Origin of the sequence: Nocardia sp. NPDC127526 (assembly GCF_042672265.1) — a bacterium.
GTDB lineage: Bacteria > Actinomycetota > Actinomycetes > Mycobacteriales > Mycobacteriaceae > Nocardia.
Genome location: NZ_JBHXVO010000017.1, coordinates 56,315 through 81,166, shown reverse-complemented (window position 1 = coordinate 81,166; position 24,852 = coordinate 56,315). Strand labels below are relative to the sequence as shown.

The 24,852-nt window shown below is 68.4% G+C and carries 28 protein-coding genes and 1 pseudogene; 10 read left to right on the top strand and 19 right to left on the bottom strand.

Going from position 1 to position 24,852, the window contains the following annotated elements:
• Window positions 1-3: 3 nt before the first annotated feature.
• Genes ACFVIV_RS24910 through ACFVIV_RS24900 form a run of 3 tightly spaced genes read right to left on the bottom strand, consistent with a single transcriptional unit; the run spans window position 4 to window position 1,913 of the window.
• Window positions 4-642, bottom strand: coding sequence for a Type 1 glutamine amidotransferase-like domain-containing protein (locus tag ACFVIV_RS24910; RefSeq protein ID WP_379200172.1), 639 nt, complete (start codon window positions 640-642; stop codon window positions 4-6).
• Between the two features lie 6 nt (window positions 643-648).
• A complete protein-coding gene (locus ACFVIV_RS24905) occupies window positions 649-1,467 on the bottom strand; it encodes a maleylpyruvate isomerase family mycothiol-dependent enzyme (RefSeq protein ID WP_379200170.1) in 819 nt (272 codons plus the stop codon).
• Window positions 1,464-1,913, bottom strand: a complete 450-nt coding sequence (locus ACFVIV_RS24900) for an HIT family protein (protein WP_379200168.1) — start codon at window positions 1,911-1,913, stop codon at window positions 1,464-1,466. Before ACFVIV_RS24900 ends, ACFVIV_RS24905 begins: the two co-directional genes overlap by 4 nt.
• A gap of 400 nt (window positions 1,914-2,313) precedes the next feature.
• Here ACFVIV_RS24900 and ACFVIV_RS24895 point away from each other — a divergent pair, with 400 nt between their 5' ends.
• The 5 genes from ACFVIV_RS24895 (at window position 2,314) to ACFVIV_RS24875 (ending at window position 6,667) form a co-directional block, all read left to right on the top strand.
• Window positions 2,314-3,432 carry a Re/Si-specific NAD(P)(+) transhydrogenase subunit alpha gene (locus tag ACFVIV_RS24895; protein ID WP_379200166.1) on the top strand — a complete coding sequence of 373 codons (1,119 nt, stop codon included), beginning with the start codon at window positions 2,314-2,316 and terminating at the stop codon, window positions 3,430-3,432.
• A complete protein-coding gene (locus tag ACFVIV_RS24890; RefSeq protein WP_379200165.1) occupies window positions 3,432-3,752 on the top strand; it encodes an NAD(P) transhydrogenase subunit alpha in 321 nt (106 codons plus the stop codon). The genes ACFVIV_RS24895 and ACFVIV_RS24890 overlap by 1 nt, the downstream gene beginning before the upstream one ends.
• On the top strand, window positions 3,753-5,171 hold the full coding sequence (locus ACFVIV_RS24885; protein WP_379200163.1) for an NAD(P)(+) transhydrogenase (Re/Si-specific) subunit beta: 1,419 nt from the start codon (window positions 3,753-3,755) through the stop codon (window positions 5,169-5,171).
• A 60-nt stretch (window positions 5,172-5,231) separates the two neighbouring features.
• Complete coding sequence (locus tag ACFVIV_RS24880) at window positions 5,232-5,807, top strand: TetR/AcrR family transcriptional regulator (RefSeq protein WP_379200161.1); 576 nt, start codon at window positions 5,232-5,234, stop codon at window positions 5,805-5,807.
• 71 nt (window positions 5,808-5,878) lie between these two features.
• Window positions 5,879-6,667 (top strand): SDR family oxidoreductase, encoded by a 789-nt coding sequence (locus ACFVIV_RS24875; RefSeq protein WP_379200159.1) that lies wholly within the window; start codon window positions 5,879-5,881, stop codon window positions 6,665-6,667.
• 49 nt (window positions 6,668-6,716) lie between these two features.
• Here the strand turns inward: ACFVIV_RS24875 and ACFVIV_RS24870 are convergent, their stop codons facing one another.
• Both ACFVIV_RS24870 and ACFVIV_RS24865 read right to left on the bottom strand, forming a co-directional pair.
• A complete protein-coding gene (locus ACFVIV_RS24870) occupies window positions 6,717-7,037 on the bottom strand; it encodes a GroES family chaperonin (protein WP_379200157.1) in 321 nt (106 codons plus the stop codon).
• Between the two features lie 9 nt (window positions 7,038-7,046).
• Window positions 7,047-7,628, bottom strand: coding sequence for a TetR family transcriptional regulator (locus ACFVIV_RS24865; protein ID WP_379200155.1), 582 nt, complete (start codon window positions 7,626-7,628; stop codon window positions 7,047-7,049).
• Window positions 7,629-7,786: 158 nt separating this feature from the next.
• Here ACFVIV_RS24865 and ACFVIV_RS24860 point away from each other — a divergent pair, with 158 nt between their 5' ends.
• The 3 genes from ACFVIV_RS24860 to ACFVIV_RS24850 all read left to right on the top strand — a co-directional run bounded on the left by ACFVIV_RS24860 (window position 7,787) and on the right by ACFVIV_RS24850 (window position 10,999).
• Window positions 7,787-9,238 carry an MFS transporter gene (locus tag ACFVIV_RS24860; RefSeq protein ID WP_379200153.1) on the top strand — a complete coding sequence of 484 codons (1,452 nt, stop codon included), beginning with the start codon at window positions 7,787-7,789 and terminating at the stop codon, window positions 9,236-9,238.
• A gap of 104 nt (window positions 9,239-9,342) precedes the next feature.
• Window positions 9,343-10,662: an FAD-binding oxidoreductase gene (locus ACFVIV_RS24855; protein ID WP_379200320.1), complete on the top strand. Its 1,320-nt coding sequence runs from the start codon at window positions 9,343-9,345 to the stop codon at window positions 10,660-10,662.
• A 46-nt stretch (window positions 10,663-10,708) separates the two neighbouring features.
• The gene (locus ACFVIV_RS24850; protein WP_379200151.1) at window positions 10,709-10,999 is read left to right on the top strand and encodes a GNAT family N-acetyltransferase; all 291 of its coding nucleotides are present in this window, start codon (window positions 10,709-10,711) and stop codon (window positions 10,997-10,999) included.
• On the opposite strand, the gene ACFVIV_RS24845 is transcribed toward ACFVIV_RS24850, so the two are convergent.
• From ACFVIV_RS24845 to ACFVIV_RS24825, 5 genes are all read right to left on the bottom strand, one after another.
• Window positions 10,996-11,340: a hypothetical protein gene (locus tag ACFVIV_RS24845; RefSeq protein WP_379200149.1), complete on the bottom strand. Its 345-nt coding sequence runs from the start codon at window positions 11,338-11,340 to the stop codon at window positions 10,996-10,998. The two genes, ACFVIV_RS24850 and ACFVIV_RS24845, sit on opposite strands and share 4 nt — an antisense overlap.
• A 153-nt stretch (window positions 11,341-11,493) precedes the next feature.
• Entirely contained in the window at window positions 11,494-12,651 is a 1,158-nt protein-coding gene (locus tag ACFVIV_RS24840; RefSeq protein ID WP_379200147.1) for an acyl-CoA dehydrogenase, read from the bottom strand.
• Between the two features lie 174 nt (window positions 12,652-12,825).
• Window positions 12,826-13,515, bottom strand: a complete 690-nt coding sequence (locus tag ACFVIV_RS24835) for a TetR family transcriptional regulator (protein WP_379200145.1) — start codon at window positions 13,513-13,515, stop codon at window positions 12,826-12,828.
• 35 nt (window positions 13,516-13,550) lie between these two features.
• Complete coding sequence (gene purE / locus ACFVIV_RS24830; RefSeq protein ID WP_379200143.1) at window positions 13,551-14,054, bottom strand: 5-(carboxyamino)imidazole ribonucleotide mutase; 504 nt, start codon at window positions 14,052-14,054, stop codon at window positions 13,551-13,553.
• Entirely contained in the window at window positions 14,047-15,270 is a 1,224-nt protein-coding gene (locus ACFVIV_RS24825; protein WP_379200141.1) for a 5-(carboxyamino)imidazole ribonucleotide synthase, read from the bottom strand. Before ACFVIV_RS24825 ends, purE begins: the two co-directional genes overlap by 8 nt.
• Window positions 15,271-15,334: 64 nt before the next feature.
• Between ACFVIV_RS24825 and ACFVIV_RS24820 the strand changes: the two are divergent.
• Window positions 15,335-15,859: pseudogene (locus ACFVIV_RS24820) on the top strand (GtrA family protein); the annotation flags it as partial.
• Between the two features lie 82 nt (window positions 15,860-15,941).
• On the opposite strand, the gene ACFVIV_RS24815 reads toward ACFVIV_RS24820, so the two are convergent.
• From ACFVIV_RS24815 to ACFVIV_RS24790, 6 genes are all read right to left on the bottom strand, one after another.
• The gene (locus tag ACFVIV_RS24815) at window positions 15,942-17,525 is read right to left on the bottom strand and encodes an ATP-binding protein (RefSeq protein WP_379200139.1); all 1,584 of its coding nucleotides are present in this window, start codon (window positions 17,523-17,525) and stop codon (window positions 15,942-15,944) included.
• Window positions 17,522-18,226 (bottom strand): response regulator transcription factor, encoded by a 705-nt coding sequence (locus ACFVIV_RS24810; protein WP_379200318.1) that lies wholly within the window; start codon window positions 18,224-18,226, stop codon window positions 17,522-17,524. Before ACFVIV_RS24810 ends, ACFVIV_RS24815 begins: the two co-directional genes overlap by 4 nt.
• Before the next feature lie 105 nt (window positions 18,227-18,331).
• A complete protein-coding gene (locus tag ACFVIV_RS24805) occupies window positions 18,332-18,736 on the bottom strand; it encodes a hypothetical protein (RefSeq protein WP_379200137.1) in 405 nt (134 codons plus the stop codon).
• 125 nt (window positions 18,737-18,861) lie between these two features.
• The gene (locus tag ACFVIV_RS24800; RefSeq protein ID WP_379200135.1) at window positions 18,862-20,175 is read right to left on the bottom strand and encodes a sensor histidine kinase; all 1,314 of its coding nucleotides are present in this window, start codon (window positions 20,173-20,175) and stop codon (window positions 18,862-18,864) included.
• A gap of 132 nt (window positions 20,176-20,307) precedes the next feature.
• The gene (locus ACFVIV_RS24795; RefSeq protein ID WP_067544166.1) at window positions 20,308-20,985 is read right to left on the bottom strand and encodes a response regulator transcription factor; all 678 of its coding nucleotides are present in this window, start codon (window positions 20,983-20,985) and stop codon (window positions 20,308-20,310) included.
• 9 nt (window positions 20,986-20,994) lie between these two features.
• Window positions 20,995-21,540, bottom strand: coding sequence for a PH domain-containing protein (locus ACFVIV_RS24790; RefSeq protein WP_379200133.1), 546 nt, complete (start codon window positions 21,538-21,540; stop codon window positions 20,995-20,997).
• A gap of 168 nt (window positions 21,541-21,708) precedes the next feature.
• Here ACFVIV_RS24790 and ACFVIV_RS24785 point away from each other — a divergent pair, with 168 nt between their 5' ends.
• Window positions 21,709-22,662, top strand: a complete 954-nt coding sequence (locus ACFVIV_RS24785) for an acyl-ACP desaturase (RefSeq protein ID WP_379200132.1) — start codon at window positions 21,709-21,711, stop codon at window positions 22,660-22,662.
• A 79-nt stretch (window positions 22,663-22,741) separates the two neighbouring features.
• Here ACFVIV_RS24785 and ACFVIV_RS24780 read toward each other — a convergent pair whose 3' ends face one another.
• The 3 genes from ACFVIV_RS24780 to ACFVIV_RS24770 form a co-directional block, all read right to left on the bottom strand.
• Window positions 22,742-23,533, bottom strand: coding sequence for a biotin--[acetyl-CoA-carboxylase] ligase (locus ACFVIV_RS24780; protein ID WP_379200130.1), 792 nt, complete (start codon window positions 23,531-23,533; stop codon window positions 22,742-22,744).
• Window positions 23,534-23,833: 300 nt separating this feature from the next.
• On the bottom strand, window positions 23,834-24,181 hold the full coding sequence (locus ACFVIV_RS24775; RefSeq protein WP_379200128.1) for a hypothetical protein: 348 nt from the start codon (window positions 24,179-24,181) through the stop codon (window positions 23,834-23,836).
• Window positions 24,181-24,591, bottom strand: a complete 411-nt coding sequence (locus ACFVIV_RS24770) for a DUF1707 domain-containing protein (RefSeq protein WP_379200126.1) — start codon at window positions 24,589-24,591, stop codon at window positions 24,181-24,183. Before ACFVIV_RS24770 ends, ACFVIV_RS24775 begins: the two co-directional genes overlap by 1 nt.
• Window positions 24,592-24,852 lie beyond the last annotated feature (261 nt).

Below are 24,852 nucleotides of genomic sequence, written 5' to 3'. Positions count from 1 at the left end.
CCATCAGGTCAGCACGTCGAGGCGCTCGCCGTCGACCACCACCACGTGGTCGTCGGTGAGCGCCCAGTGCCGGATTCCGGCGGCGGCGTAGTCGCGCACCAGTTTCCGGGACAAGCCCTCCGGATCGGTGGGCGAATCCAGGTGCGGAACGATCGGCCGGTCCACCAAACCCAGTCCGTCCCACAGCGGTTCGATGCCGCAGGCGGTCCGGACCTCCTCCGGATCGTCCATGGATTCCAGCCCGTGCAGGTCGGGGGTCAGGACGCAGGCGCCGGCGCTGTAGCCCGCGTAGACCAGCGCGTCCGCGGCCAGCAGGCGTTTCAGCACGACATCGGCGCCGCTGCGGGCGAATTGGGCGCGCAGCACGAAGGTATTGCCGCCGCGCACCCACACCAGCGGGAACCGCGACAGCGTGCGCTCCAGCTCCGCGGTCCGGCCCACATACTCCCGCAGATCGACGACCTCCGGCTGGAAACCCAAGCGGCGCAAGGGGAACAGATCGCTGGTGACGGCGCTCTGCCAGGCCGAGGGCCAGGCGTCACAGGCATTGGCGATGACCGCGACCCGGCCCGGCTCGCCCACCATGGCGAGCAGGCGGGCCTGGTGCGCGCCGAAACGGTAGCTGGACAGGAACAGTCGCACCGCGGCTCAGATGGTGAAGGCCAGGCTGCGAACCAGGCGGTTGCCGAGTTCGGTATCGCCGGTGAGGGTGAATTCGCCCGGATGCGCGTCGGCGGTCGTGCGGCCGCCCCGCAGGCGGGCGAACAGGCGCGAGTCCATGGTGACGACGACGGTGGCGGGACCGGACAGGGCTTCGACCAGGGCCGCCCGACCGGCCGCCACCTCTACGTGCAGTTCGCGCGCGACAGGGCCGGTGAGCTCGAAGGTGACCCGTGAACCGTCCGGCGCGGCCGCGCCCTTGACCACGGCCTTGCCCAGACCGGGAAGCAGCTCCTCATACGCGGTTTCGCCGCGGGAACCGCCCTCGTCGACCGTGACGCCCAGCCCGTCGGCGATATCGTGCTCGTGCATCCAGCAGTCGAACAGGCGAATTCGCATGAACCGGCCGTAAGGGGCCATGCCCACCGGCGTCGGTACTTCCTGTGCCCACATCTCCGGGCTGGTCTCCGCGAGCGCCTTCAACCTGCGGCCGGTGACATCGCCGAACCGTTCCAGCAGTTGCGCACCCCTGAGCGGGCGCAGCGATTCGATCCACTTCTCGTTGAGCGCGCCGATGTCGTTGTGAATGTGCTCGCCGGCCACCTCGACATCCGGGGTCGGCTCACCCAGCAGCATGGCCTCGACCCCGATGACGTGCGCGATCACATCGAAGACCGTCCACCCCGGCAGCGCCGAGGGCGTCCGCCAGCCCGGCTCGTCGAGCCCGTCCACTAGCCGGGCGAGGGCGTCCCACTGGCCGGATAAGGCGGCGGCGATATCGGCGCGGTCCGGCACCGTGTCGGTCATGCGCTGGTTTCCTTCTCCTCGGCGGCGAGCCGGTCCAATCCGGCTCGGATGGCGGCTGCCGTGACTTCCCGGTCGTGCGGGCGGCGCAGCACGAATCCCTTTGCGAAGGTGAACATGTCGCCATTGCGGCGCGGGACCACGTGCAGGTGCACATGGCCCACGGTCTGGAAAGCGGCCTTGCCGTCGTTCATGACCAGATTCGCCGCGTGCGATCCGAGATCGCTGCGGCGCAGGGCCTTCGCCAGCCGGTGACCGAGGGTGAACAACTGCGCGCCCAGCGCCGGGGTCAGCTCGTCCAGATCGGTCGCGTGCCATTTGGGAATCACCAGCGTGTGCCCCCGGGTGATGGGCCGGATATCGAGAAACGCCAGCAGGGTGTCGTCCTCGTATACCTTCGTCGCGGGCGCGGTGCCCGCCACGATCCGGCAGAAGATACAGCCACTCACCCCGCAGACATTACGGCGTAAGAGTGATGCGCGACACCCCCGGCGGCCCCGGCGCGCGGCTCACCTGCTCGCACACCCCTACGTAAGTAACCGCCCCCCTATGTACGTACTTGTCGCAGGTCATCGGGCCGCGCACGATTGGCGAGTCCGTTTCACAATAGAAAGGCGGGTTCCAACCAGGAGGAATGGTCCGGGCACACCGCTCCTCCAGGAATACCGCCACAGGCGATTCGATTGAGCACAATGCACAGTCCGGAGCCCCGCGGAGCCCTTCGCACCACGCAGTGTGATGGTCATCTCCGCTACGCTCACCGCGGACCGGGTACAGTTGCGAGAATTCTCACGAACTTACTCAACAGTAAGTTCGGCCCACCGTTGGACCGAGAAGGAAGTTAGACAAGTGGACACAACGCAGAGCGCACAGACCGCTGCGCCCCGCGGTGCGCGCGTCGGCGTGGTTCGTGAGACGAACCCGGACGAACGACGTGTCGCATTGGTGCCGAAGATCATTCCGTCGCTGCGCAAGCAGGGCGTGGAGGTGATCGTCGAGTCCGGTGCCGGTCTGGGCGCACTCATTCCCGATGAGCTCTACACCGAGGCCGGTGCCACCATCGGCGATCCGTGGAGCGCGGACGTGGTCGTGAAGGTCGCGCCGCCCAATGACTCCGAGATCGCGAAGCTGTCCGAGGGGCAGACGCTGATCGGGTTCCTCGCCCCGCGCAATGCCGACAACAAGATCGGTGCGCTGAAGGCGGCGGGCGTGCAGGCTTTTGCGGTGGAAGCGATTCCGCGCATCTCCCGCGCGCAGGTCATGGATGCGCTGTCCTCGCAGGCCAATGTCGCCGGCTACAAGGCCGTGCTGCTGGCCGCCTCGGAATCCACTCGATTCTTCCCCATGCTCACCACCGCGGCGGGCACCGTGAAACCGGCGACGGTGCTGGTGCTCGGCGTGGGCGTCGCGGGCCTGCAGGCCCTGGCGACCGCCAAGCGCCTCGGTGGCCGGACCACCGGGTACGACGTGCGCCCCGAGGTCGCCGATCAGGTGCGCTCGGTCGGCGCGCAGTGGCTCGATCTCGGTATCGACGCCGCCGGCGAGGGCGGGTACGCCCGAGAGCTCACCGACGAGGAGCGTGCTCAGCAGCAGCAGGCGCTCGAGAACGCCATCAAGGGCTTCGACGTGGTCATCACCACCGCGCTGGTGCCGGGCCGGCCCGCGCCGCGCCTGGTGACAGCCGCCGCGGTGGAGGGCATGAAGCCCGGCAGCGTGATCATCGACATGGCCGGTGAGACCGGCGGCAACTGCGAGCTCACCGAGCCCGGCAAAACCGTTGTGCGCCATGACGTCACCATCGCCTCGCCGCTGAACCTACCGGCGACCATGCCCGAGCACGCCTCCGAGCTGTACTCCAAGAACATTGCCGCGCTGCTGGAACTCATGCTGAAAGACGGTGCGCTGGCGCCCGATTTCGAGGACCAGGTGCTCGCGGACTCCTGCGTTACCCGTGAGGTGGATGCCTGATGTACACCGAACTGCTGGCGAATATCGCCATTCTGGTGCTGTCCGGATTCGTCGGCTTCGCCGTCATCTCCAAGGTGCCCAATACCCTGCACACCCCGCTCATGTCCGGCACCAATGCCATTCACGGCATTGTCGTGCTCGGCGCGCTGGTGACGCTGGGCAAGATGGAAGACCCCTCCATCGGCATTCAGATCATTCTCTTCGTGGCCCTGGTCTTCGGAACCCTGAACGTGGTCGGCGGTTTCGTGGTCACCGACCGCATGCTCGGCATGTTCAAGGGCAAGAAGGCCGCGCCGGTTGCCGAGAAGGCGGACAAGTAAATGGACAACCTGGTCAATATCCTCTACATCGTCGCCTTCTCGCTGTTCATCTACGGCCTGATGGGACTCACCGGTCCCAAGACGGCGGTGCGCGGCAACTGGATCGCCGCATTCGGCATGGGGCTGGCGGTCGTGGCGACCTTCATCTCCATTCGCGACACCACCAACTGGATCATCATCATCGCCGGCCTGGTCATCGGTATCGCCCTGGGCGTGCCGCCGGCCAAGTTCACCAAGATGACGGCCATGCCGCAGCTGGTCGCCGCCTTCAACGGCGTCGGCGGTGGCACCGTGGCTTTGATCGCCTGGGCCGAATTCATCGACACCACCGGCTTTTCCAACTTCAAGCACGGTGAGGAGCCGACCGTCCACATCATCGTGGGCTCGCTGTTCGCCGCGATCATCGGCTCGATCTCGTTCTGGGGCTCGGTCATCGCCTTCGGCAAGCTGCAGGAGATCCTGCCCGGCAAGCCGATCGGCATCGGCAAGCTGCAGCAGCCGCTGAACCTGCTGCTGGCCGTGGCCGCCATCGCCGCGGCCGTGGTCATCGGCATCGGCGCCTCCGACGGCGGCGCCTCGCAGCTGTGGATGATCGGCCTGCTGGTCGCCGCGGGCATTCTCGGCCTCATGGTCGTGCTCCCCATCGGCGGCGCGGACATGCCCGTGGTCATCTCCCTGCTCAATGCGCTGACCGGTTTGTCCGCCGCCGCAGCGGGTCTGGCGCTCAACAACACCGCCATGATCGTGGCGGGCATGATCGTCGGCGCGTCCGGCACCATCCTCACCAACCTCATGGCCAAGGCCATGAACCGCTCCATCCCCGCCATCGTGGCGGGCGGATTCGGCGGTGGCGGAACGGCTCCCGGCGCGTCGGGCGGCGAGCAGAAGCAGGCCAAGGCCACCTCCGCAGCGGACGCCGCCATCCAGATGGCCTACGCCAACCAGGTCATCGTGGTCCCCGGCTACGGCATGGCCGTAGCCCAGGCCCAGCACGCGGTCAAGGAAATGGCGGCCCTGCTCGAAGCCAAGGGCGTCGAGGTCAAGTACGCCATCCACCCGGTCGCGGGTCGTATGCCCGGCCACATGAACGTGCTGCTGGCCGAGGCCGAGGTCTCCTACGACGCCATGAAGGAAATGGACGACATCAACGGCGAATTCGGCCGCACCGACGTCGCCCTCGTCATCGGCGCCAATGACGTCACCAACCCGGCGGCGCGCGAGGACGCCTCGTCCCCGATCTACGGCATGCCCGTGCTGAACGTGGACCAGGCCAAGTCGGTCATCGTCCTCAAGCGCTCGATGAACTCCGGCTTCGCCGGCATCGACAACCCGCTGTTCTACGCGGACACCACCTCCATGCTCTTCGGCGACGCCAAGAAGTCCGTCGGCGCGGTCACCGAGGAACTGAAGGCGCTGTAGCGAATTCACGGAGATACCCCGTTCTTGACCTTGAGGTCAAGAACGGGGTATTTTCATGTCATGGGCAGGCCACGCAACTTCGAAGCGGACACGGTGGTGGATCGCGCGATGGAGGCGTTCTGGACCCATGGGTACGGCAATACCTCGCCGGCGCAGTTGGCCGAGGCCGCCGGTGTGGGAAAAGGGAGTCTGTACAACACCTTCGGCAGTAAGCGGGAGTTGTTCGATCGGGCTCTCGAACGGTACGACCGGCGGGGTGTGGAATTCTGCACCGAGATCTTGAATCAGCCGGGAACCACCCGGGAGCGGCTGCGGGCCTGGATGCGGTTCACGGTGGATTCCGATCTGGCGGAACCGGTTCGGCGCGGCTGCATGATGGTGAACACCGCCATGGAGCTGGGCGGGCGGGACGCGGAGGCCATGCGCGCCGTCTCGCTCGCACAGGAGCACATGATCGAGGCGTTCATCGCGCGCATCCAGCAGGGGCAGCGCGACGGGGACGTGCGGGCCGACGCCGATCCGCGGGCCACGGCCGAGTTCCTGCTGAACACCATTATGGGGCTTCGGGTTTCGGCCAAGAGCTCCGACCACACGACGCTGTACCGGATCATCGACACCGCGTTGACCGCACTCTGACACAGGGCCGCGACAGGCGGCCTTTTCTTCTGCTCTAGTTTTTGACCTGTAGTTCAAGAAAGGCATGCATCATGGATCTCGGACTGAACGGCAAGACCGCCCTCGTCACCGGCGCCAGCCGGGGCATCGGACTGGCCGTCACCGAAGCACTTGCCGCCGAGGGCGTTCGCGTGTTCGGCGTCGCCCGCACCATTACGCCCGAGCTCGAAAAGGCCGCGGCCGGAACCGTATCCGCCGATCTGAGCACCGGCGCGGGAGCCCTCGCGGCGGTCGACGCGGCGCTCGCCGAACTCGGCGGGATCGACATCCTGGTCAACAATGTCGGCGGCGGCGACGGGGACAAGCTCACCCTCGGCGGCTTCCTCGACAGCTCCGACGAACAGTGGCGAGAGGTCTTCGCGCTCAACCTGTTCGGCGTCGTCACGACCATGCGCGCCGCGCTGCCGAGTCTGATCGAACGGCGCGGCGCGATCGTGAACATCTCCTCGATCAACGCCCGCGTCCCGGCCGTCGGACCCTCCGGATACAGCGAGGCCAAGGCGGCCCTCACCGCGTTGAGCAAGCGGCTCAGCGAGGAGTTCGGCCCGCAGGGCGTGCGGGTCAACACCGTCTCGCCGGGCGTGGTCGGCACCTCGATCTGGCGCGGACCGGACAGCATCGGCGCGAAGTTCGCGGCGGCCGGCGGCGTTCCGCAGGAGGACTTCCTCGCCGCCCTGCCGGAGCAATTCGGCATCGCCTCGCGCCGCATCACCGAGCCGCAGGAGGTGGCCGATCTGGTTGCCTTCCTGAGCTCGGAGCGGGCCGCGAATATTGTCGGCGCGGACCTCGTCATAGACGGCGGGACCGTCAAGACGCTCTGACGACGGCGAACGGCCCGGGCCCCGACGAAAGGGGTCCGGGCCGTTGCGCTTACAGGTACAGGCCGGTGCCGTGCTCGGGGCGTTCGTTGGCGACGGCGTGCAGATCGCGTTCGCGCAGGACGTAGTAGGCCTGGGCCTGGATTTCCACCTCGTACTGATCCTCGGCGCTGAAGAGGACCTGATCGCCCACATGGACGGCGCGCACATGGGAGCCGACGCCGCAGACCTCACCCCACGAGAGGCGTTTGGCCACTTGGGCGGTGGCCGGGATGAGGATGCCGCCGCTGCTGCGCCGCTCGCCCGCCTCCTGGTTGATACGCACCATGACGCGGTCGTGCAGCATTTGGATTTCGAGCTTTGGATCGGACACCGCGGCAGTTTACTGCGGCGCGCCGACGACGCGGCGGATGGCGTCCTTGGTCCAGGCGCGGATGGTGTCCACATCGTCGGGACCGTCCAGGATGAACGGGACCACCTGGGGCAGCATGGCCGGATAGTTGATCATGCCCATGAGGAGCAGCAGGACATAGCCGGGGGGCATGTCCGCGCGCATGAGGCCCTTGCCCTGCGCGGCGCCGACCTTGACGCGCTTCTGCTGATAACGCTCGGCGCGCACCTCGCCGGCGGTGCTGCTGCCGGGGCCGAGTTCGAGGGCCTCCCACATGAGCAGGCGGAGCAGTTCCGGGTGTTCACGGTGGTAGTCGACGTGCTCGTCGATCCAGGTGTCGAGGTCCTCGATATCGGTGGTCACCGATTCGGCGACATCGAGGACGGCCTTCTCCAGGACCTGATGGAAGAGCTGCTGCTTGTCGCCGAAGTAGGCGTAGATGAGCTGTTTGTTGGCATTGGCATTGCGGGCGATGCGGTCGACCCGGGCCCCGGCGATGCCGTATGCGGCGAATTCGTCCATGGCGGCGGCGAATATGCGTGCCTTCGTCGCCTCGGGATCCCTGGGAGCCATGTCCGCCATGGTAACCAACCAACCAGTTGACATGAGCTCGGACGGCGTGGAATAGTTCCAACTAACCAGTTGGTTGACTTCGCGAGAACTCGCACTCACACGACGCAACGTCGCGTCGCGCGTCCCCTATTTCCCCGCTTACCCGTTCGGGAGAAGACGTGACAACTCTTCAAACTCCGCCCGCCACAACACCGTCCGCGGCGCCGGGCGAGTTCGCCGCCCGGTGGCGCGCGCTGCCGGTCATCCTCAGCGCCATGTTCATGGCCATGTTCGACTACTTCGTGGTCAATGTCGCCGCCTCGTCCCTGCAACACGACCTGCGCGCCTCCGAGGCCGCCCTGGAACTGGTGGTCGGCGGTTACGGATTCGCCTACGCCAGCGGGCTGGTCACCGGCGGCCGGCTCGGCGATCTGTTCGGCCATCGGCGCATGTTCGTCTTCGGCATGCTCGCCTTCGTGCTCGCCTCACTGCTCTGCGGGCTCGCCTGGAACTCCTGGTCGCTGGTGGGATTCCGGGTACTGCAGGGAATCACCGCGGCGGCCATGATCCCGCAGCTGCTCGCCCTCATCAACACCATGTTCCCGGCGCACGAACGTCCCAGGGCCATGGCCGGATTCGGCGCCACCGTCGGCCTCGGCTCGGTGGCCGGCCAGGTGCTCGGCGGCGTGCTGCTCGACCTCGACCTGTTCGGCCTGGGCTGGCGGACGCTGTTCCTCATCAATGTGCCCATCGGCATCGTCGCCGCGGTGCTCGCCGCCCGCTGGCTGCCCCGGCACGAGCAGACCCACCGCCCGCGCCTGGATCTGATCGGCGCCCTGGGCATTTCGTCGGCGCTCGCGCTGGTGCTGATCCCGGTGACGCTCGGCCGCCCGGAAGGCTGGCCGGTCTGGACCTGGATGGCCATGGCGGCGGCGCTGCCCGTCCTGCTGGCGACCCTGCGCTACGAGAACCGGCTGCTGCGCGACGGCGGCCAGCCCGTACTGGACACCACCCTCATCGGTGACCGGAAGTTCCTGGCGGGCATGGTGATCTCCGGCGGCTACCTCACCTTCTTCGCCGGCTTCATGTTGTGCCTGACCCTGCTGCTGCAGAACGGGCTGGGCATGGACCCGCTGGCCGCCGGGCTCACCTTCGCTCCGCTGGGCCTGTGCTTCGCCTTCAGCTCCTTCTTCGCCCGCCGCATCGCGGAGCGGATCGGCAATCGGGTCATCCTGCTGGGCGCGAGCATCAGCCTGCTCGGCATGCTGGTCACCAGCGGCGTGCTGGCCTGGTACGGCTCGGCGGTCAGCGCGGCGGTGCTGATCCCCGGCATGATGCTGGTCGGCGCGGGCAATGGCATGGCCATCCCCTCGACCATCGGCGCGGTGCTCTCCTCCGGCATCCCGGGCCATCAGGCCGGCATGGCGGCGGGCGTGCTCACCTCCGCGCAGCAGTTCGGCAATGCCATCGGCGCGACCGTGCTGGGCACCATCTTCTTCAGCGCGCTCGGCACTGCCCACGGCACAGGCGATTTCGTGCACGCCATGGAGGTCGCGGGCCTGAGCGCCCTGGTCGTCATCGCGGTGGTGCTGGCCGCGGCCGTCACGCTGACCCGAACCACGGCCGACTGAAGCCGATCCCGGACAAACGGGGCGGGACGACGTAGTTTCTGGTTGTGGACCCGAAAAGCTCTGCCGTCGATCTCGTCGCCCTGCACGACCTGCTCCCCGCGGGCATGGTGGTGACCGATCCGGACGTGCTGGCCGCCTACCGGCAGGACCGGGCGCTCGATCCGGATGCCGGAACCGCGCTGGCCCTGGTCCGGCCGGTCACCACCGCGCAGGTGGCGGCGGTGGTGCGGTGGGCCGACGAGCATCGCGTGCCGATCGTGCCGCGCGGGGCCGGGACCGGATTGTCGGGCGGGGCGACCGCACAGCACGGGGCGCTGGTGCTGAGCACCGAGAAGATGCGGGAGATCAGCGTCGATCCGGTGACGCGCACGGCCGTGGTGCAGCCCGGGCTGTTGAATGCCGAGGTCAAACGGGCTGTCGCGGAGAAGGGGCTGTGGTATCCGCCGGATCCCTCGTCGTTCGAGATCTGCTCGATCGGCGGCAATGCCGCCACCAACGCGGGCGGATTGTGTTGCGTGAAATACGGCGTCACCACCGATTACGTACTCGGCATGGAGGTGGTGCTCGCCGATGGCACCGTGGTGCGGCTGGGCGGGCCGCGCCTGAAGGATTCCGCGGGGCTGTCGCTGACCAAGCTGTTCGTGGGCAGTGAAGGCACGCTGGGGATCATCACCGAGCTCACGCTGCGGCTGCTGCCCGCGCAACCGCCGCAGTCGACCGTGGTCGCCACCTTCCCGACGCTGACCGCCGCGACCGAGGCCATTCTGGCCATCACCGGGGCGCTGCGCCCGTCCATGCTGGAGTTCATGGACTCGGTCGCCATCAATGCGGTCGAGGACGAATTGCGAATGGGCTTGGACCGCACGGCCGCCGGACTGCTGGTGGCGCGCTCCGACGCCCCCGGCGACCATGCCGGGCAGGAGGCCGAGATCATGCTGGCCGCCTGCGAAAAAGCCGGGGCCACCGAGGCTTTCCGCACCGACGACGAGGATGAGGGCGAGGCGTTCTGCGCCGCACGGCGATTCGCCATCCCGGCGGTGGAACGCAAAGGGCCGCTGCTGCTCGAGGATGTCGGCGTACCGCTCCCCCGGCTCGGCGATCTGGTCAACGGCATTGCCGAGATCGCCCGCGCCCGTGAGGTACTCATCTCCGTCATCGCGCACGCCGGTGACGGCAATACCCACCCGCTCATCGTGCACGATCCGAACGACGCGGCCGAGGCCGAGCGCGCGCATCGGGCCTTCGGCGAGATCATGGACCTCGCGATCGGCCTGGGCGGCACCATTACCGGCGAGCACGGCGTCGGCCGGCTCAAGAAGGCCTGGCTGCCCGATCAGCTCGGGCCCGATGTGATGGCACTCACCCGCCGTATCAAAGACGCCCTGGATCCGCACGGGATTCTCAATCCCGGCGCGGTCATCTAGCCGATCCCCCGGAACAATCCACTTCGCAAGGGAGTTCACCCCGATCATGACCACCAGGCTGGAACACAATGCCGACGCCACCCGCTACGAGATCTACCTCGACGGCACTCTCGCGGGCTACGCCGACTACGCGGAGCGCGCCCAGGGCGAGACGAAGATCCGCGACATCCAGCACACCCTCACCTTTCCCGAGTTCCGCGGCCGCGGCGTGGCGGCGCAGGTGGTCGAGTTCGCGCTGAACGACGCACGTGCCGAAGGCTTCTCGATCATCCCCACCTGCTGGTATGTCGAGAAGTACATTGCCGAGCATCCCGAATACGCCGACCTGGTGGCCTAATTGGCGCGGCGGTGCGTATCGCCGTAGCGCGGCTGTTCCCGCCGCCGCCACACCAGGAACTGCTTGTCGGTGACGCTGCACATGGCCTCGATCACCTTGTCGTTGTCGAAACCCGGTAGTGCCTGCAAGCGAGCCAGAAACGCGGTGTCGGCCGCCGAATGCGGCACCACACAACCCTTACCGGTCGCCCCGATCAGCACGAAGAACACATCCTCGGCGAACGGGCCGTCCGCCGTCGTAATGATCCGCACCTCCGCGAGTTCGGTCCACGCGACCTCTTCCACCCGTCCATTGGCCAGCGTGCGCCGGACGAAGGTGTCGTTGATTTCGACTCCGGCCATGGATCAATAGTGCCCCCGCCCGCGGCGGCAAAACAGTCCCGAAACCACTGCTTTACCTGAGGAAAAGGTAAAGAAAAGCTCCGGCGAACCGACCGTCCGTCGAAGTGACGGCGGGTCGGTCCCCGGAGCAATCCACTAGCTATTGAAGCGATTTCAGCGCAGCAGCTGACGCGACATGACCACGCGCTGAATCTGGTTGGTGCCCTCGTAGATCTGGGTGATCTTGGCATCGCGCATCATTCGCTCCACCGGGAAATCGGTGGTGTAGCCGGCGCCGCCGAAGAGCTGCACGGCATTGGTGGTGACCTCCATGGCCACATCGGAGGCGAAGCACTTGGCGGCGGCGGAGATGAAGCCCAGGTTCTTCTCGCCGCGCTCGGCGCGGGCGGCCGAGGTGTAGACCATGAGGCGGGCGGCCTCGATCTTCATGGCCATATCGGCCAGCATGAACTGGGTGTTCTGGAAGTCGGCGATCGCCTTGCCGAACTGCTTGCGGTCCTTGGTGTAGGCGATGGCCGCGTCCAGCGCGCCCTGGGCCAGGCCGACGGCCTGCGCGCCGATGGTCGGGCGGGTGTGGTCCAGGGTCTGCAGGGCGGTCTTGAAACCGGTGCCCGGCGCGCCGATCATGCGGTCGCCCGGAACCCGGCAGTTCTCGAAGTACAGCTCGGCGGTCGGGGAGCCCTTGATGCCCAGCTTGTGCTCCAGCGGGCCGACCACGAAGCCCTCGTCGTCCTTGTGCACCATGAACGCGGAGATGCCGTTGGCGCCCTTCTCGGCGTCGGTCACGGCCATGACGGTGTACCAGTCGGACTTGCCGCCATTGGTGATCCAGCACTTGGAGCCGTTGATGATCCAGTCGTCGCCGTCGGCCTTGGCGCGGGTGCGCATGGAACCGGCGTCGGAGCCGGCCTCGCGCTCGGACAGCGCGTAGGAGGCCATCTTGCCGTCCACGATGTCGGGCAGGACCTTGTTCTTGAGCTCCTCGGAGCCGTTCAGGATCAGGCCCATGGTGCCGAGCTTGTTGACGGCCGGGATCAGCGAGGAGGAACCGCAGACGCGGGCGACCTCTTCGATGACGATGCAGGTGGCGACGGAATCCGCGCCCTGGCCGCCGTAGGCCTCGGGCACGTGCACGGCATTGAAGCCGGCGGCGTTGAGGGCGGTCAGCGCCTCCTCCGGGAAGCGGGAGTTGCCGTCCACGTCCTTCGCGTACGGGGCGATCTCCTTCTCGGACAGGCCGCGAATGGCCTCGCGCAGCTCGTGGTGGAAGTCCTCGAGCTGGAACAGGTTGAAATCGGGATTGCCCGCCATGGGTTCACTCCTGGTTCGTCGGTCGGGATCGCCGCTGCTTGGCCAGCGCCGTCACCAGCATCTCGGCACTCAGTGCCAGTCGTGGCCGAGTATACGCCGCGAAATCGCGGCCACATGCGCATACTGCCCGGATAAACGGTGGCACGCAGTGTCATCTCTGCCACTGCGGGCCGGTCACAGCGTATCCAGCCGCCGGGCCAGGAGGTCCGCGACCTGCCGGGGCGGCAGATCGCGCGGGAAGACCGCCACCACCATCTCCTCGGCCCGCGCCGCGGCGCCGTCGCGCGCCCCGCGCAAACCCCCGGCACCCCCGCGGGGAATGCCGTCCAGCGCGACACGCAGATCCGCCGGACTCGCGTCCGACTCGCCGCGCACCATGCGCCGCAGCAGATAGTTGTGCGTCGCGGTCACCGCCGCGGTGAACTGCACCAGCGCCAAATCCGACTCGCCTCGCAATCGGCTGCGCAGATAGTCGGTGAACAGCCGCTCGTAGCGGAACACCGTCACGATCTCGCGTTCCCGCAGCGCGGGCTCCTGCCGCACCACCCGGTACCGGCGCGCGGCCAGCTCCCGCCACTGGGTGAACCGCTCGAACACCTCGACCACGGCCGCGCACACGGCCTCCCACGGATCCCCCTGCGCCGCATCCAGGAAGGCCCGCGCCTGCGCCAGCTGCGATTCGTGATCGGCGAAGACCACATCCTCCTTGGACCGGAACTGCCGGAAGAAGGTCCGCCGCGAAATCCCGGCCGCATCCGCGATCTCGTCGACGGTCGTGGCCTCGTACCCCTTCTCGGCGAACAGCCGCAGCGCCTGATCCACCACGGTCAGGCGGCGCGCGGTCGCGTCATCGTCGGGGGCCACACGCCCACCGTAGCCGGGCGTGGTCACGGTGAGTCTCAGCCGAGGAGTTTGGCGCGGAGGGCGTCGTCCTTCTCCAGGACCATCTTCTCCAGATCCGCCTGGAATTGCTCCATGCGCGAACGCAATTCGGGGTTCGAGGCCGCCAGGATGCGGACCGCGAGCAGGCCCGCGTTACGCGCGCCGCCGATGGAGACGGTGGCGACGGGGACACCGGCGGGCATCTGGACGATCGACAGCAGCGAATCCATGCCGTCGAGATGCTTGAGCGGCACCGGGACGCCGATGACCGGCAGCGGGGTCGCGGAGGCGACCATGCCGGGCAGGTGCGCCGCGCCGCCCGCGCCCGCGATGATGACCTGGAGGCCGCGGCCGGCGGCCTCCTTCGCGTAGTCGAGCATGCGCTGCGGGGTGCGGTGCGCGGAGACCACGCCGACCTCGAAGCGAACACCGAACTCCGCCAAGGCTTCCGCCGCGGCCACCATGGTGGGCCAGTCGGAGTCGCTGCCCATGATCAGGCCGACCTGTGCGGTCTCAGTCATGATGTGGATCCCATCCGTCGGTCCAGATCGCGTGCGACATCCAGTGGGCCGCGCGCTCGGCTTTTTCGCGGGTCTCGGCGAGATCGTCACCGAGGATGTTGAGGTGGCCGATCTTGCGATCGGGGCGCTCGCCCTTGCCGTAGAGGTGCACCTTGGCATCCGGCATGCGGGCGGCCAGGTGATGCAGGCGCTCGTCCATGGACATCTCGGGAGCCTCGGGCGCGCCGAGGATATTGGCCATCACGACCACCGGAGCCAGCGGGCGGGTGCTGCCCAGCGGATAGTCCAGGACCGCGCGCAGATGCTGCTCGAACTGGCCGGTGCAGGCGCCGTCCATGCCCCAGTGGCCGGAGTTGTGCGGGCGCATGGCGAGTTCGTTCACCAGCAGCTCGCCGGAACGGGTCTCGAAGAGCTCCACGGCCATGACGCCGGTCACGCCCAATTCCGACGCCAGGCGCAGCGCCAGCGCCGACGCCTCGGTGGCCTTGGCCTCCGGCAGGTCCGGGGCCGGGGCGATGACGACCGCGCACTGGCCGTTGCGCTGCACGGTCTCCACGACCGGCCAGGCGGCGGCCTGCCCGAACGGCGAGCGCGCGACCATGGCGGAGAGTTCCCGCTTCAGCTCGACCTTGGCCTCGGCCAGCAGCGAAACACCGTGCGCGAGTTGGTCGGTGACGATCTTCTCGGTCTCGGCGGCGTCGGCGGGCATCCACACGCCGCGGCCGTCGTAGCCGCCGCGCACCGCCTTGAGCACGAAGGGCCAGCCGTGCGCGTCGCCGAAGGCCACGGCGTCGGTGACCGAGTTCACCTCGGTGAACGCCGGAATCGGCACGCCCAGCTCGGCCAGCTTGTGGCGCATGGCCAGCTTGTCCTGGGCGAAGATCAGCGCGCTCGGCGGCGGCTGCACGTTCACGCCCTCGGCGATGAGCGCCTCGAGATGCTCGGTGGGCACGCCCTCGTGATCGAAGGTCAGCGCGTGCGAGCCGACGGCGGCCTTGCGCAGCGCCGTCAGATCGTGGTGGCTGCCGAAGACCACGTCCGGGGTCACCTGGGCCGCCGGATCGTCGGGGCGTTCGGCGAGCACGCGTAGCCGCTGGCCCAGCGCAATGGCCGCCTGATGGGTCATGCGCGCGAGCTGGCCGCCACCGATCATGGTGACGGTGGGCATCGCGGAGGAGTCGAAGGAACGGGCGCTCACGTTGGTCAATGTTGTCATGACACCTACCGCCCCCTACCGTGCGGGTTGCTCACCGGTTCCGCGAGAGACGTAGACTCGCTCCGTGTCATTTGTCGACGACGTGATAAACGTCCTGCCCAAACCGCTGCGGGACCTCGCGGACCGCCATTCCGAACTGATCAAGTTCGCGATTGTCGGCGCGACGACGTTCGTCATCGACATCGGCATCTTCTACATCCTGAAGCTGACCATACTCGAGCCGAAACCCACGGTCGCGCGCATCCTGTCCGGCGTCATCGCCGTGATCGCGTCCTACATCCTGAATCGGGAGTGGACTTTCGATAAGCGCGGCGGCCGTGAGAAGCATCACGAGGCGCTGCTGTTCTTCGTCGTCAGCGGTATCGGCGTGCTGCTGGCCAGCGTCCCGCTGTGGATATCGAGCTATGTGTTCGATCTGCGCCAGCCGGATGTGAGTTTCACCGTCGAGAACATCGCCGACTTCGTCAGCGGGTTCATCATCGGCAATCTGCTGCAAATGGCGTTCCGATTCTGGGCACTGCGCAAATGGGTGTTTCCCGACGAAATGGCGGAACTCCAGGAGGAGCTCGAGGACCTCATCAACGAGGAGCAACTCGGACACAGCTGACGAAGACACCATTGCGGCCCGGAACCCGACGGTTCCGGGCCGCAGCCGTTTCGGGGGCGGGCGGTCATTCGGGATCGGTCGGCACCGCGGGACGAGGCGCGAACGTCACGCTGAGGCGAACACCGCCGAGCGGGCTCTGCTCGATGCTCGCCGCGCCCCCGTGCAGGCGCGCCTGCTGTGCGACCAGGGCCAGCCCGAGGCCGCTGCCGGGGGTCTTGCCGGCGCGATAGAAGCGTTCGAAAACCTTGGCGCGCTCCGGTTCCGGGATTCCGGTGCCGTCATCGTCGATGGTGAGCACAATGGTGCCGGGCGAAGCGCCGGTCGGGTCCGCGGACATGGCGGCAACGTCATCAGCGACCGCACGGTCGGGGGCGGGGTCGGCGTGTACGGCGACCTCGATGCGGGAGGCCCCGCCGTGGCGGACCGCATTGCTGACGGCATTGTCGATGACGGAACGCAATCCGGCCACGAGACCGCGCAGGCGGACAGGCTCGGCGGTATCGGTGCCGATGGTCACCGACGGATGGGCGCGCCGCGAGTCCTCCACGACCTGGTCCACGAGCTGACCCAGATCCACGTCCTCCCAGTCGGATTCGGTGGTGAGATCGCCGACGGCCAAGCGCTCCAGGGCATACAGGGTCGCTTCCACGGTCTGCTGGCTGGCCAGCACATCGTCGAGGATCCCGGCGCGGTCGGCTTCCGGCATCGGCACCGAGCGCAGGACCTGCAGATCGGTGCGCATGGCGGTCAGCGGGGTGCGCAGTTCGTGCGCGGCGGTGGCCGCGAAATCCCGTGCGGTGACCAGGGCTTCGCTGGTGTGCCGGCGCTCCTCGGCGATCCGCCCGAGCATGGTGTTCATGGCCTCGGCCAGTTCGGTGGTCTCGCTGGCCCCCGACCGCGGCGGCTCCAGTTCCAGCCGATCCCCCAGACCGGCCGTGGCCGCGGTGAGCCGGCGCAGCGGCGCCACCGCGCCCGAGGCGAAATACCAGCCCAGCAGGGCGGCCAGCGCGGTCGCGCCGACCCCGATGGCGACGATCCGAACGCGCTGCTTGGTCACCGAGTCCGCCACGACCTCACGCGAGACGGCGATCATCACCGGCTTCCCGTCCACGGGCACCGTGCGCTGGAAATCCGGCAGGTCCGGCGCGAGCGCGGCGGGCACCGCACCGGTGATGAAGACCCGGCCTTCGTGAACGCCGTCGTGGTCGATGCCGTCATGGTCCAGGATCGGAGGAGTCGGCCCGGCGACCGCTCCGGGCCCCTCGGTCGTCACGGTCCCGTCCGTGTGCGTGACCGCGAGCGACCGCACCAGCGTTCCGGCCTGCGTCCGGGCATCCGTGGGCGCCACCAGGAACAACAACGCGCTCATTGCCGCGACCACGACCGCGGCCGTCGCGGCGCTGGCCAGCGCCACCCGCGTGCGCAGCGACAGCGGGCGTCTCGGGCCACGGCCCAGCGCGTCTCCCGCCGCGCGGCGCACCGAGCGGAACGGGGCGCGCCTCGCGGCCGCCCCCACGGCGACGTCTCCGGCTACCGTGCCCGCACAGCGCACAGGACTGAAACGGAAGCGGCCTCCGGGGCGGCGGCGGGTGGCGTCTCCGGCCCCCTCGCCCGCACGCCTCGTGCGGGCGAGGCGGAACCTGCTCACGCGTCGGTCCGCAGGACGAAGCCGACGCCGCGCACGGTGTGGACCAGGCGGGGTGTGCCGTTGGATTCGAGTTTGCGGCGGAGATAGGAGACGAACACGTCGACCACTTTCGTCTGGGTTTCGAAGTCGTAGCCCCACACTCGATCCAGGAGCTGGGCGCGGGTGAAGACCTGGCCGGGGGCGGAGGCCAGCGCCAGCAGCAGGTCGAATTCGCGTTTGGTGAGGTCGAGCAGGGCGCCGTCGACATAGGCGCGGCGGGCGCCAGGATGCACGACGAGCGGTCCGATGACCGTGCGGTCATCGGACTCGTGCGCCGGGGCGGGGGCGCGGCGCAGCATGGCGCGCAGGCGGGCGATGAGCTCGCCGAAGTCGAACGGCTTGGTGAGGTAGTCGTCGGCGCCGGCCTCCAGCGCGCCGATGCGGTCGGTGACCTCCGAGCGGGCGCTGAGCACGCAGATCGGGATGTCATTGCCGAACGAGCGCAGGGCCGTCACCACCTGGACGCCGTCGAGCAGCGGCATATTGAGATCCAGCACCATGGCCTGCGGCGCGCTCGCGGTGATGCGCTGGAGCGCGCCGGCTCCGTCCGTCGCGGTCTCGACCTCGAAACCGGACAGGCGCAGCCCGCGCGCAATCGACTCCAGCACCCGGGCGTCATCGTCCACAACCAGAATCCGAGGGCTACTCACGGCACCGACGATACTGACGCGCAAACCCGCCGACCTGTGAAAATCCGGTCAATCGGGAGTGCTCGCCGGGCCGCGGGGGGTTCGGCCCGGCGAACCGGTTCGATCGCACCGACCGGATCAGCCCGCGCTGCCGGTGGAGGGCAGGGTTGCCCGCGGGACGACCGTCACCGCGTGATCGCCCGGATGGCCCGGATGCTGCTGGATGACGACGCCGGGCCCCTGCTCGACGTGCACGCCGGGCCCGATGGGCTGGGCCGGGACCGCGCCGGGCGGCAGCTGCGACAGATCGCCGCGCTGCACGGTGACGGTGCCGTCCGGGTTCTTGGTCACCAGAACCTGCTCGCCGTCCGGGCCACCGGGCAGCGCCGGCATGCCCGGATGCCCGGGGCTCACGATGACCGGGCCCGAAACATCCTCCGGCGTCTCGGCATTCGCGATTCCCGGCGCCAGCAGCGCGCCGATGACGGCCACGCCCGCGATGCCTCCGGCGAGGGCGCCCCGGCGAATGGTGGACTTCTGCATCTGTGCTCCTTCGAACTCGTCGGCGATCTGTCGCCGGTCCGCTCTGGACGAATCCGAAGGTATGGAGCGAATTATCGGCCCCGGCTAGCGAACGGTTAGGGAATCGATAGAAAGATCGCGGGGCGTCAACGCGGCTCTGTCATAGCGGTATTCGCGGGCTTGTCCGCCGTGGACGAGCCGAGGAAGACCGCGAACAGGGCCGGGCGGCGGCGTTGCAGTTCCAGGCGGCCGCCGTCGGCTTCGATGAGGGCGCGGGCCAGCGCCAAGCCCACGCCCGTGGACCCGGCGGCGGAGAAGCCGCGGTCGAAGATGTGCGGGGCGAGCTCGTCGCGCACGCCGTCGCCCTCATCGGCGACCTCCACGCAGACCAGCGGATCGCGATCGTCGCGGCCGCCGGTGACCGTGCGCACCGAGACCGTGCAGGTGCCGCCGCCGTGCATGAGGGCATTGTCCACCAGCACCGCGAGGGCCTCCCGCAGCCGGGAGCCGGTCACCGGCGCGGTCAGCGTGGGATCGCCCAGCAGTACGAGCTTGCGGCCCGCCTCCGCGAACGGGTGCCGCCATTCGGCCACCACGCCGCGCAGCTCCGCCACCACCGGCACCGGATCGCGGTCGGCGGCGCCCTCGTCGCGGGAGGCGCGCACCAGCTCGTCGATGGCGTCGGTGAGCCGATCCACCTGCGCCATGGCCTCTTCCGCCTCGTGCACCACATCCGGATCGTCGTGGGTGGACAGCTCGTCCAGGCGCAGCCGCACCGCCGTCAACCGGCTGCGCAGCTGATGCGAGACATCCGCCACCAGCGCGTGCTCGCGCTGCAGCCGGCCCGCGATCTCGACCGTCGCCGAATCCAGCACATCGGAGACGCGATCCAGTTCGGTGATGCCGTGCCGGCGCGGATCGGCGCGGAAGTCGCCCTTGGCCAGCCGGGCCGCGCGCGCCGCCACATCGCGCAGCGGATCGGCCACCCGGCGCGCGGTCACCACCGCCACCGCGATGCCCGCGCCCAGCGAGATGAGCACCAGGCCCAGCACCGCGCCCAGGGCCTGGCGCTGCATCGAATGCATCGGCGCCGCAGGGGTTTCCAGCCGCAGCGAACCGGAGGTGCCCATGGCCAGGGATTCGGAGATGGGGTCGTTCACCATTTCCGCGCCGATGTCGATGCGCGAGGCATTGTCCTGCGGCGTCGGATACACGATGGTCAGCCGCCCGCCCGTCGGGATGAGCGGCCGCACCGAGCGCAGATCCAGTTCGCCGTGCACCAGCCCGTCGTCGTGCTCCTGCGCCACCACTTCGACCGCGATGCGGTCGAGCCGGCTGCGCAGTTCGCCGCGGCTGATGTCCTCCACCCACTGCCAGGCCGTGAAGGCCAGCGGCACACCGAGAACCAGGGTGGTGAGGGTCAGCGCAGCCACCATGGACAGCAGAATCCTGCGTCTCATCGTCGAGATGCCTCGCTTCGCTGGGGAGTTCCATTCGTCATCCCGGCATGCTCTCGGCCGGGATCCACGCAAGCCCGGTAGATTCCGGCCAAAAGCGCGCCGGAATGACGAGAAGAACATTCGACTAGGGGCTCAGTCCGTGTTGAAGCGGAAGCCTACGCCGCGCACGGTCACGATCCGGCGCTCGGCCACCGGCCCCTCGTCGCCGATCTTGCGGCGCAGCCAGGACATGTGCATATCGAGGGTCTTGGAGCCGCGCAGATCGGCGTCGCCCCACACCTCGCGCAGTATCGTCTCCCGCGACACCACCTGCCCGGCCCGGTCGATGAGCACCTTGAGCAGCTCGTACTCCTTGTTGGCGAGGTTCACCTCGAGGCCGTTCACCAGCACCCGGCGCGCGGCCGGCTCCAGCCGGATGCCGCCCACCTCCACGGCCTCGTCCCCGATTCCGCTGCGCCGCAGCAGGGCTCGCACCCGGGCCAGCAACTCCGCGAGCCGGAAGGGCTTGCCCACGTAGTCGTCGGCGCCGGCGTCCAGGCCGACCACGAAATCCACCTCGTCGGTGCGCGCGGTGAGCATGAGCACCGCCAGGTCCGCGCCCTGCGCCCGCACCTGGCGGCAGACCTCGAGGCCGTCCATGCCGGGCAGGCCCAGATCCAGGATCAGCAGGTCATGGCCGCCCTCGAGGGCCCGCTCCAGCACCGCGGGGCCATAGCTCTCCACGGTCACCGAATAGCCCTCACGCCCCAGCGCTCGCGATAGCGGCGCGGCAATCGCCTCGTCGTCTTCGGCCAGCAGTACGGCGGTCACGGGACAAGCCTACGGGTAGCCCGCCTCGGATCCGTAGTAGCCGCCGCCGTTTCCATTGTTCTGCACCACATCGAAGACCTGGTGGTAGAGCAGGGCGTGCACCTTCTGCACCTGCGGGATGTCGTCGTATTCCAGCGGTTCGTCCGAGGCCGATCCGATGATCAGGGTGCCGGTGCCGAGCATCCGGTCGAACAGGCCGTGCCGGAATTGCACATTCGAGATGCGATTCATCGGAATATCGATTCCGGTGTGGGTCAGCACACCCTGCCGGATCAGCACCCGCCGATCGGTCACGATGAAATGCGTCGACTTCCAGCGAATGAGCGCGGAGACGCTGCGCCACAACACGATCGCCAGCCAGATCAGCAGAATCGCGAGCAGCAGCCAGGAGCGCGGCGGATCCTCGGTGCGCCGCGAAACCACGCCCGCGACGAATCCGGCCAACGCGGTAATCAGGATGAAAGTCACAGCGGGCCAGAACAACATCTTCCAATGCGGATGACGATGCAGCACCAGCTGCTCCTCCGGCGCCAATGCCTCCTCCGGATAACCCATGCGCACAACCTACCGCGCGGAGATGTCAGAATGCCTGACGCCGAGCAGCGGTGTGAAGCACAATATTGCGTCCGCCGCGTAGCATCGGCGACCACGATCTGCCTTTCGCGAGCTGTCCCCTGCACGACCCGTCCGGATCCCGACCGGCGCATGACACAGGAGGCGTGTGTGACCCGAGAGTTGACGCAGTTCCAGATACTCAAAGAGCTCGAACCGGTGGCCGAGCAGAACCTGAACCGCCACCTGTCCATGGCCAAGGATTGGAACCCGCACGATTACGTGCCGTGGGACCTGGGCCGCAATTTCGCCGCCATGGGCGGTGCGGATTGGGATCCCTCGCAGTCGTCGCTGTCCGAGGTCGCCAAGATCGCCATGGTCACCAATCTGCTCACCGAGGACAACCTGCCCTCCTACCACCGGGAGATCGCCGAGAACTTCTCCCAGGACGGCGCCTGGGGCACCTGGGTGGGCCGCTGGACCGCCGAGGAGAACCGGCACGGCATCGTCATCCGCGACTACCTGGTGGTCACCCGCGGCGTGGATCCGGTCGCCCTCGAAGAGGCCCGCATGATCCACATGACCCAGGGCGCGCAGTCCCCCGACGACTGGGGCGGGTTCCTGGAGAACGTCGCCTACGTGACCTTCCAGGAGCTCGCGACCCGCGTCTCGCACCGCAATACCGGCAAGGTCTGCAACGACCCCATCGCCGACCGCATGCTGCAGCGCATCGCCGCCGACGAGAACCTGCACATGATCTTCTATCGCACCCTGTGCGGCGCCGGCCTGGACCTGGTGCCGGATCAGGCGCTGGCGGCGATCGTGAAGGTGCTGACCAACTTCGTCATGCCCGGCGCGGGCATGCCCAACTTCCGCCGCAATGGCGTGATGATGGCCAAACACGGCATCTACGACCTGCGCCAGCATCTGGAAGAGGTCGTCAACCCGGTCCTCAAGCACTGGAACATCTTCGGGCGCAACGACTTCGGCTCCCGTGGCGAGCAGGCCCGCGAGGAGCTCGGCGCCTTCGTGGAGAAGCTCGAGGCCGACGTGGTCAAGTTCGAGGAGCAGCGCGACCGGATGCTGGCCCGCGAGGCCGCCCGCGGTCAGCTGCAACCCGCCTGAGCGATTCCGATGGGTAGTCCCACGAGAAGCATCCGACTCCGGATGCCTCTCGTGGGGTTCACAGTTGCGGAACTGCTGTTCAGTACTCGGCGCGCAGGTGGGTGACGTCGCCCGCCGAGACGGCGCGATCGCCCACCAGCAGACGCCCGTTCTCGTCCACGCCCGTGGCGATGCCGGTGAGGATCTCCCCGCCGGGCAGCTCGGCGCGCACCTGGGTGCCGATGGTGGAGCAGCGCTCCCGATAGGCCGCGGCCAGGTCCGCGATGTCCCAGCGCACCGCCTCCCAGGCGGTGAAGCGGCGGCCGAACTCGCGCATGATGGCGGCCACGAGCTCGGTGCGATCGGTGTCGGCGGCCCCGGACAGCGACAGCGAGGTGGCATGCGGGACAGGGAGTTCCGCCTCGGTGAGGCTCACGTTCAGGCCGACGCCGACCACCACGGCCGGATCGGGACCGACCGCGGCGATCTCGGCCAGGATGCCCGCCAGCTTGCGGCCGTCGACGAGGACGTCATTGGGCCATTTGAGGACGGCCTTCACCCCGGTCACCGCGCGCACCGCGTCAACGACCGCCACCCCGGTCAGCAGGGGCAGCCAGCCCAGCACCGCCGGATCGATGCCGCGCACCCGCACTAGCAGGGACATGGCGATCTGCGCGCGCGGCGGGCTCACCCAGTGCCGTTCGTGCCGCCCGCGCCCGTGCTCCTGGGCCTCGGCGATCAGCACCAGCCGATCCAGGTCCGAATCGGCCGCACGCGCAACGAGATCCGCATTGGTCGACCCCGTGGACTCCACCACGTCCACGCCGGAGAAGAACCTCTCCGCCGCCGACTCGCGCCGCAACCGTTCGATATCCAAGGCTGGCCTGTCCATGCCCGCAGGCTACCCCACCGGGCGCGGCCGGAATGGCGTCCATGGACGCGTTGGCGTCCATGGACGCCAGCTCGTCCGAATGCCGCCCTTCCGACTCGCTCTCGGTGAATTCGGCGCGGACATCGGGATCGGTGAACTTCGGCGCGGGTTCGGTGAATCGCCCGCCGCCGAAAGCGGCCACGGCCGCCCGATCGCCTTCGTGTTTACTCCAGCCCCACATAACCGTCTCCCCTGTCGCCGGTTTTCGGATGCGACTCCAGGGTCCCCCGGCGCAGGGGGCGGGCACCAATGATTTTCCGGCTAGGAGACGTCCTGCGGTTGCAGCCCGAGCGCTCCGGCGGTGAATCGGCGCACCGTGACCAGGCCGTCCGCCAGCGCCGCGTCGTATCCCGCACGGGCCCAGCCCGTCACCGCCGCGGTGCCGTCCGCACCGGGCGTCACCCCGATCTCGGCCACCATTTCCGCGGTCGTCGGCACGCACACCGCCCACGAGAAATGCGTCTCGTCCGCCCACCCCGCGGTCCGGCGCGCCACGTATTCCGGATCGGTGATCCCGCCGTCGGCCAGCGCGGGCCGGTCGTCGATCCGCTCATCGGCCCGCAATGCCCGCAGATACCAACTGCCCGCATTGATTTCGATGGGTTCCATCACTCCGCCCGCTTCTTGTTCTTCTTGTCGTGGTCGTCATCCGCCCACCAAGCCCACACATTCCCGAACAACAGCACCGCCGCCACCGGAATGATCAGAAACACCAGCCACACCTTCGTGACGAAGAACAGCACAATCGCCAGAATCACGATCAGCGGCATAACCCGCTGCTCCCGCCACTGCCCCCGCGCCTTCGCCTGCCGCTCCCCGCCGGCCTTCCCCACCACCGGCACCGGCAAATCCGCGAACACCGGCGCCAAATCCCCCCGCGTCCGCGCCGCCGACACGATCGCACTCCGCTCATCGAACTCGGCCACACTCAACCGCCCCGCCGCGAAATGCTCCGACAGCCGCTGCATGGCTTCCTCCCGCTCCGCGGTACCAATGCGAATCTCGGGACTCTCAGCCATACACCGACCATACCCACCTCTCGGAACCTCTCGGGGGCTTCGCCCCCGAACCCCAACCACATCCGTGGGGGCAAGCCCCCACACCCCCAAACGTCTCGGGGCAAGCCGCCGAACCCAGCCGCCAGGGGCAGGCCATCGCACCCCAGCCGCCAGCGGCAAGCCATCGCACCCCAGCCGCCAGCGGCAAGCCATCGCACCCCAGCCGCCAGCGGCAAGCCATCGCACCCCAGCCGCCAGCGGCAAGCCATCGCACCCCAGCCG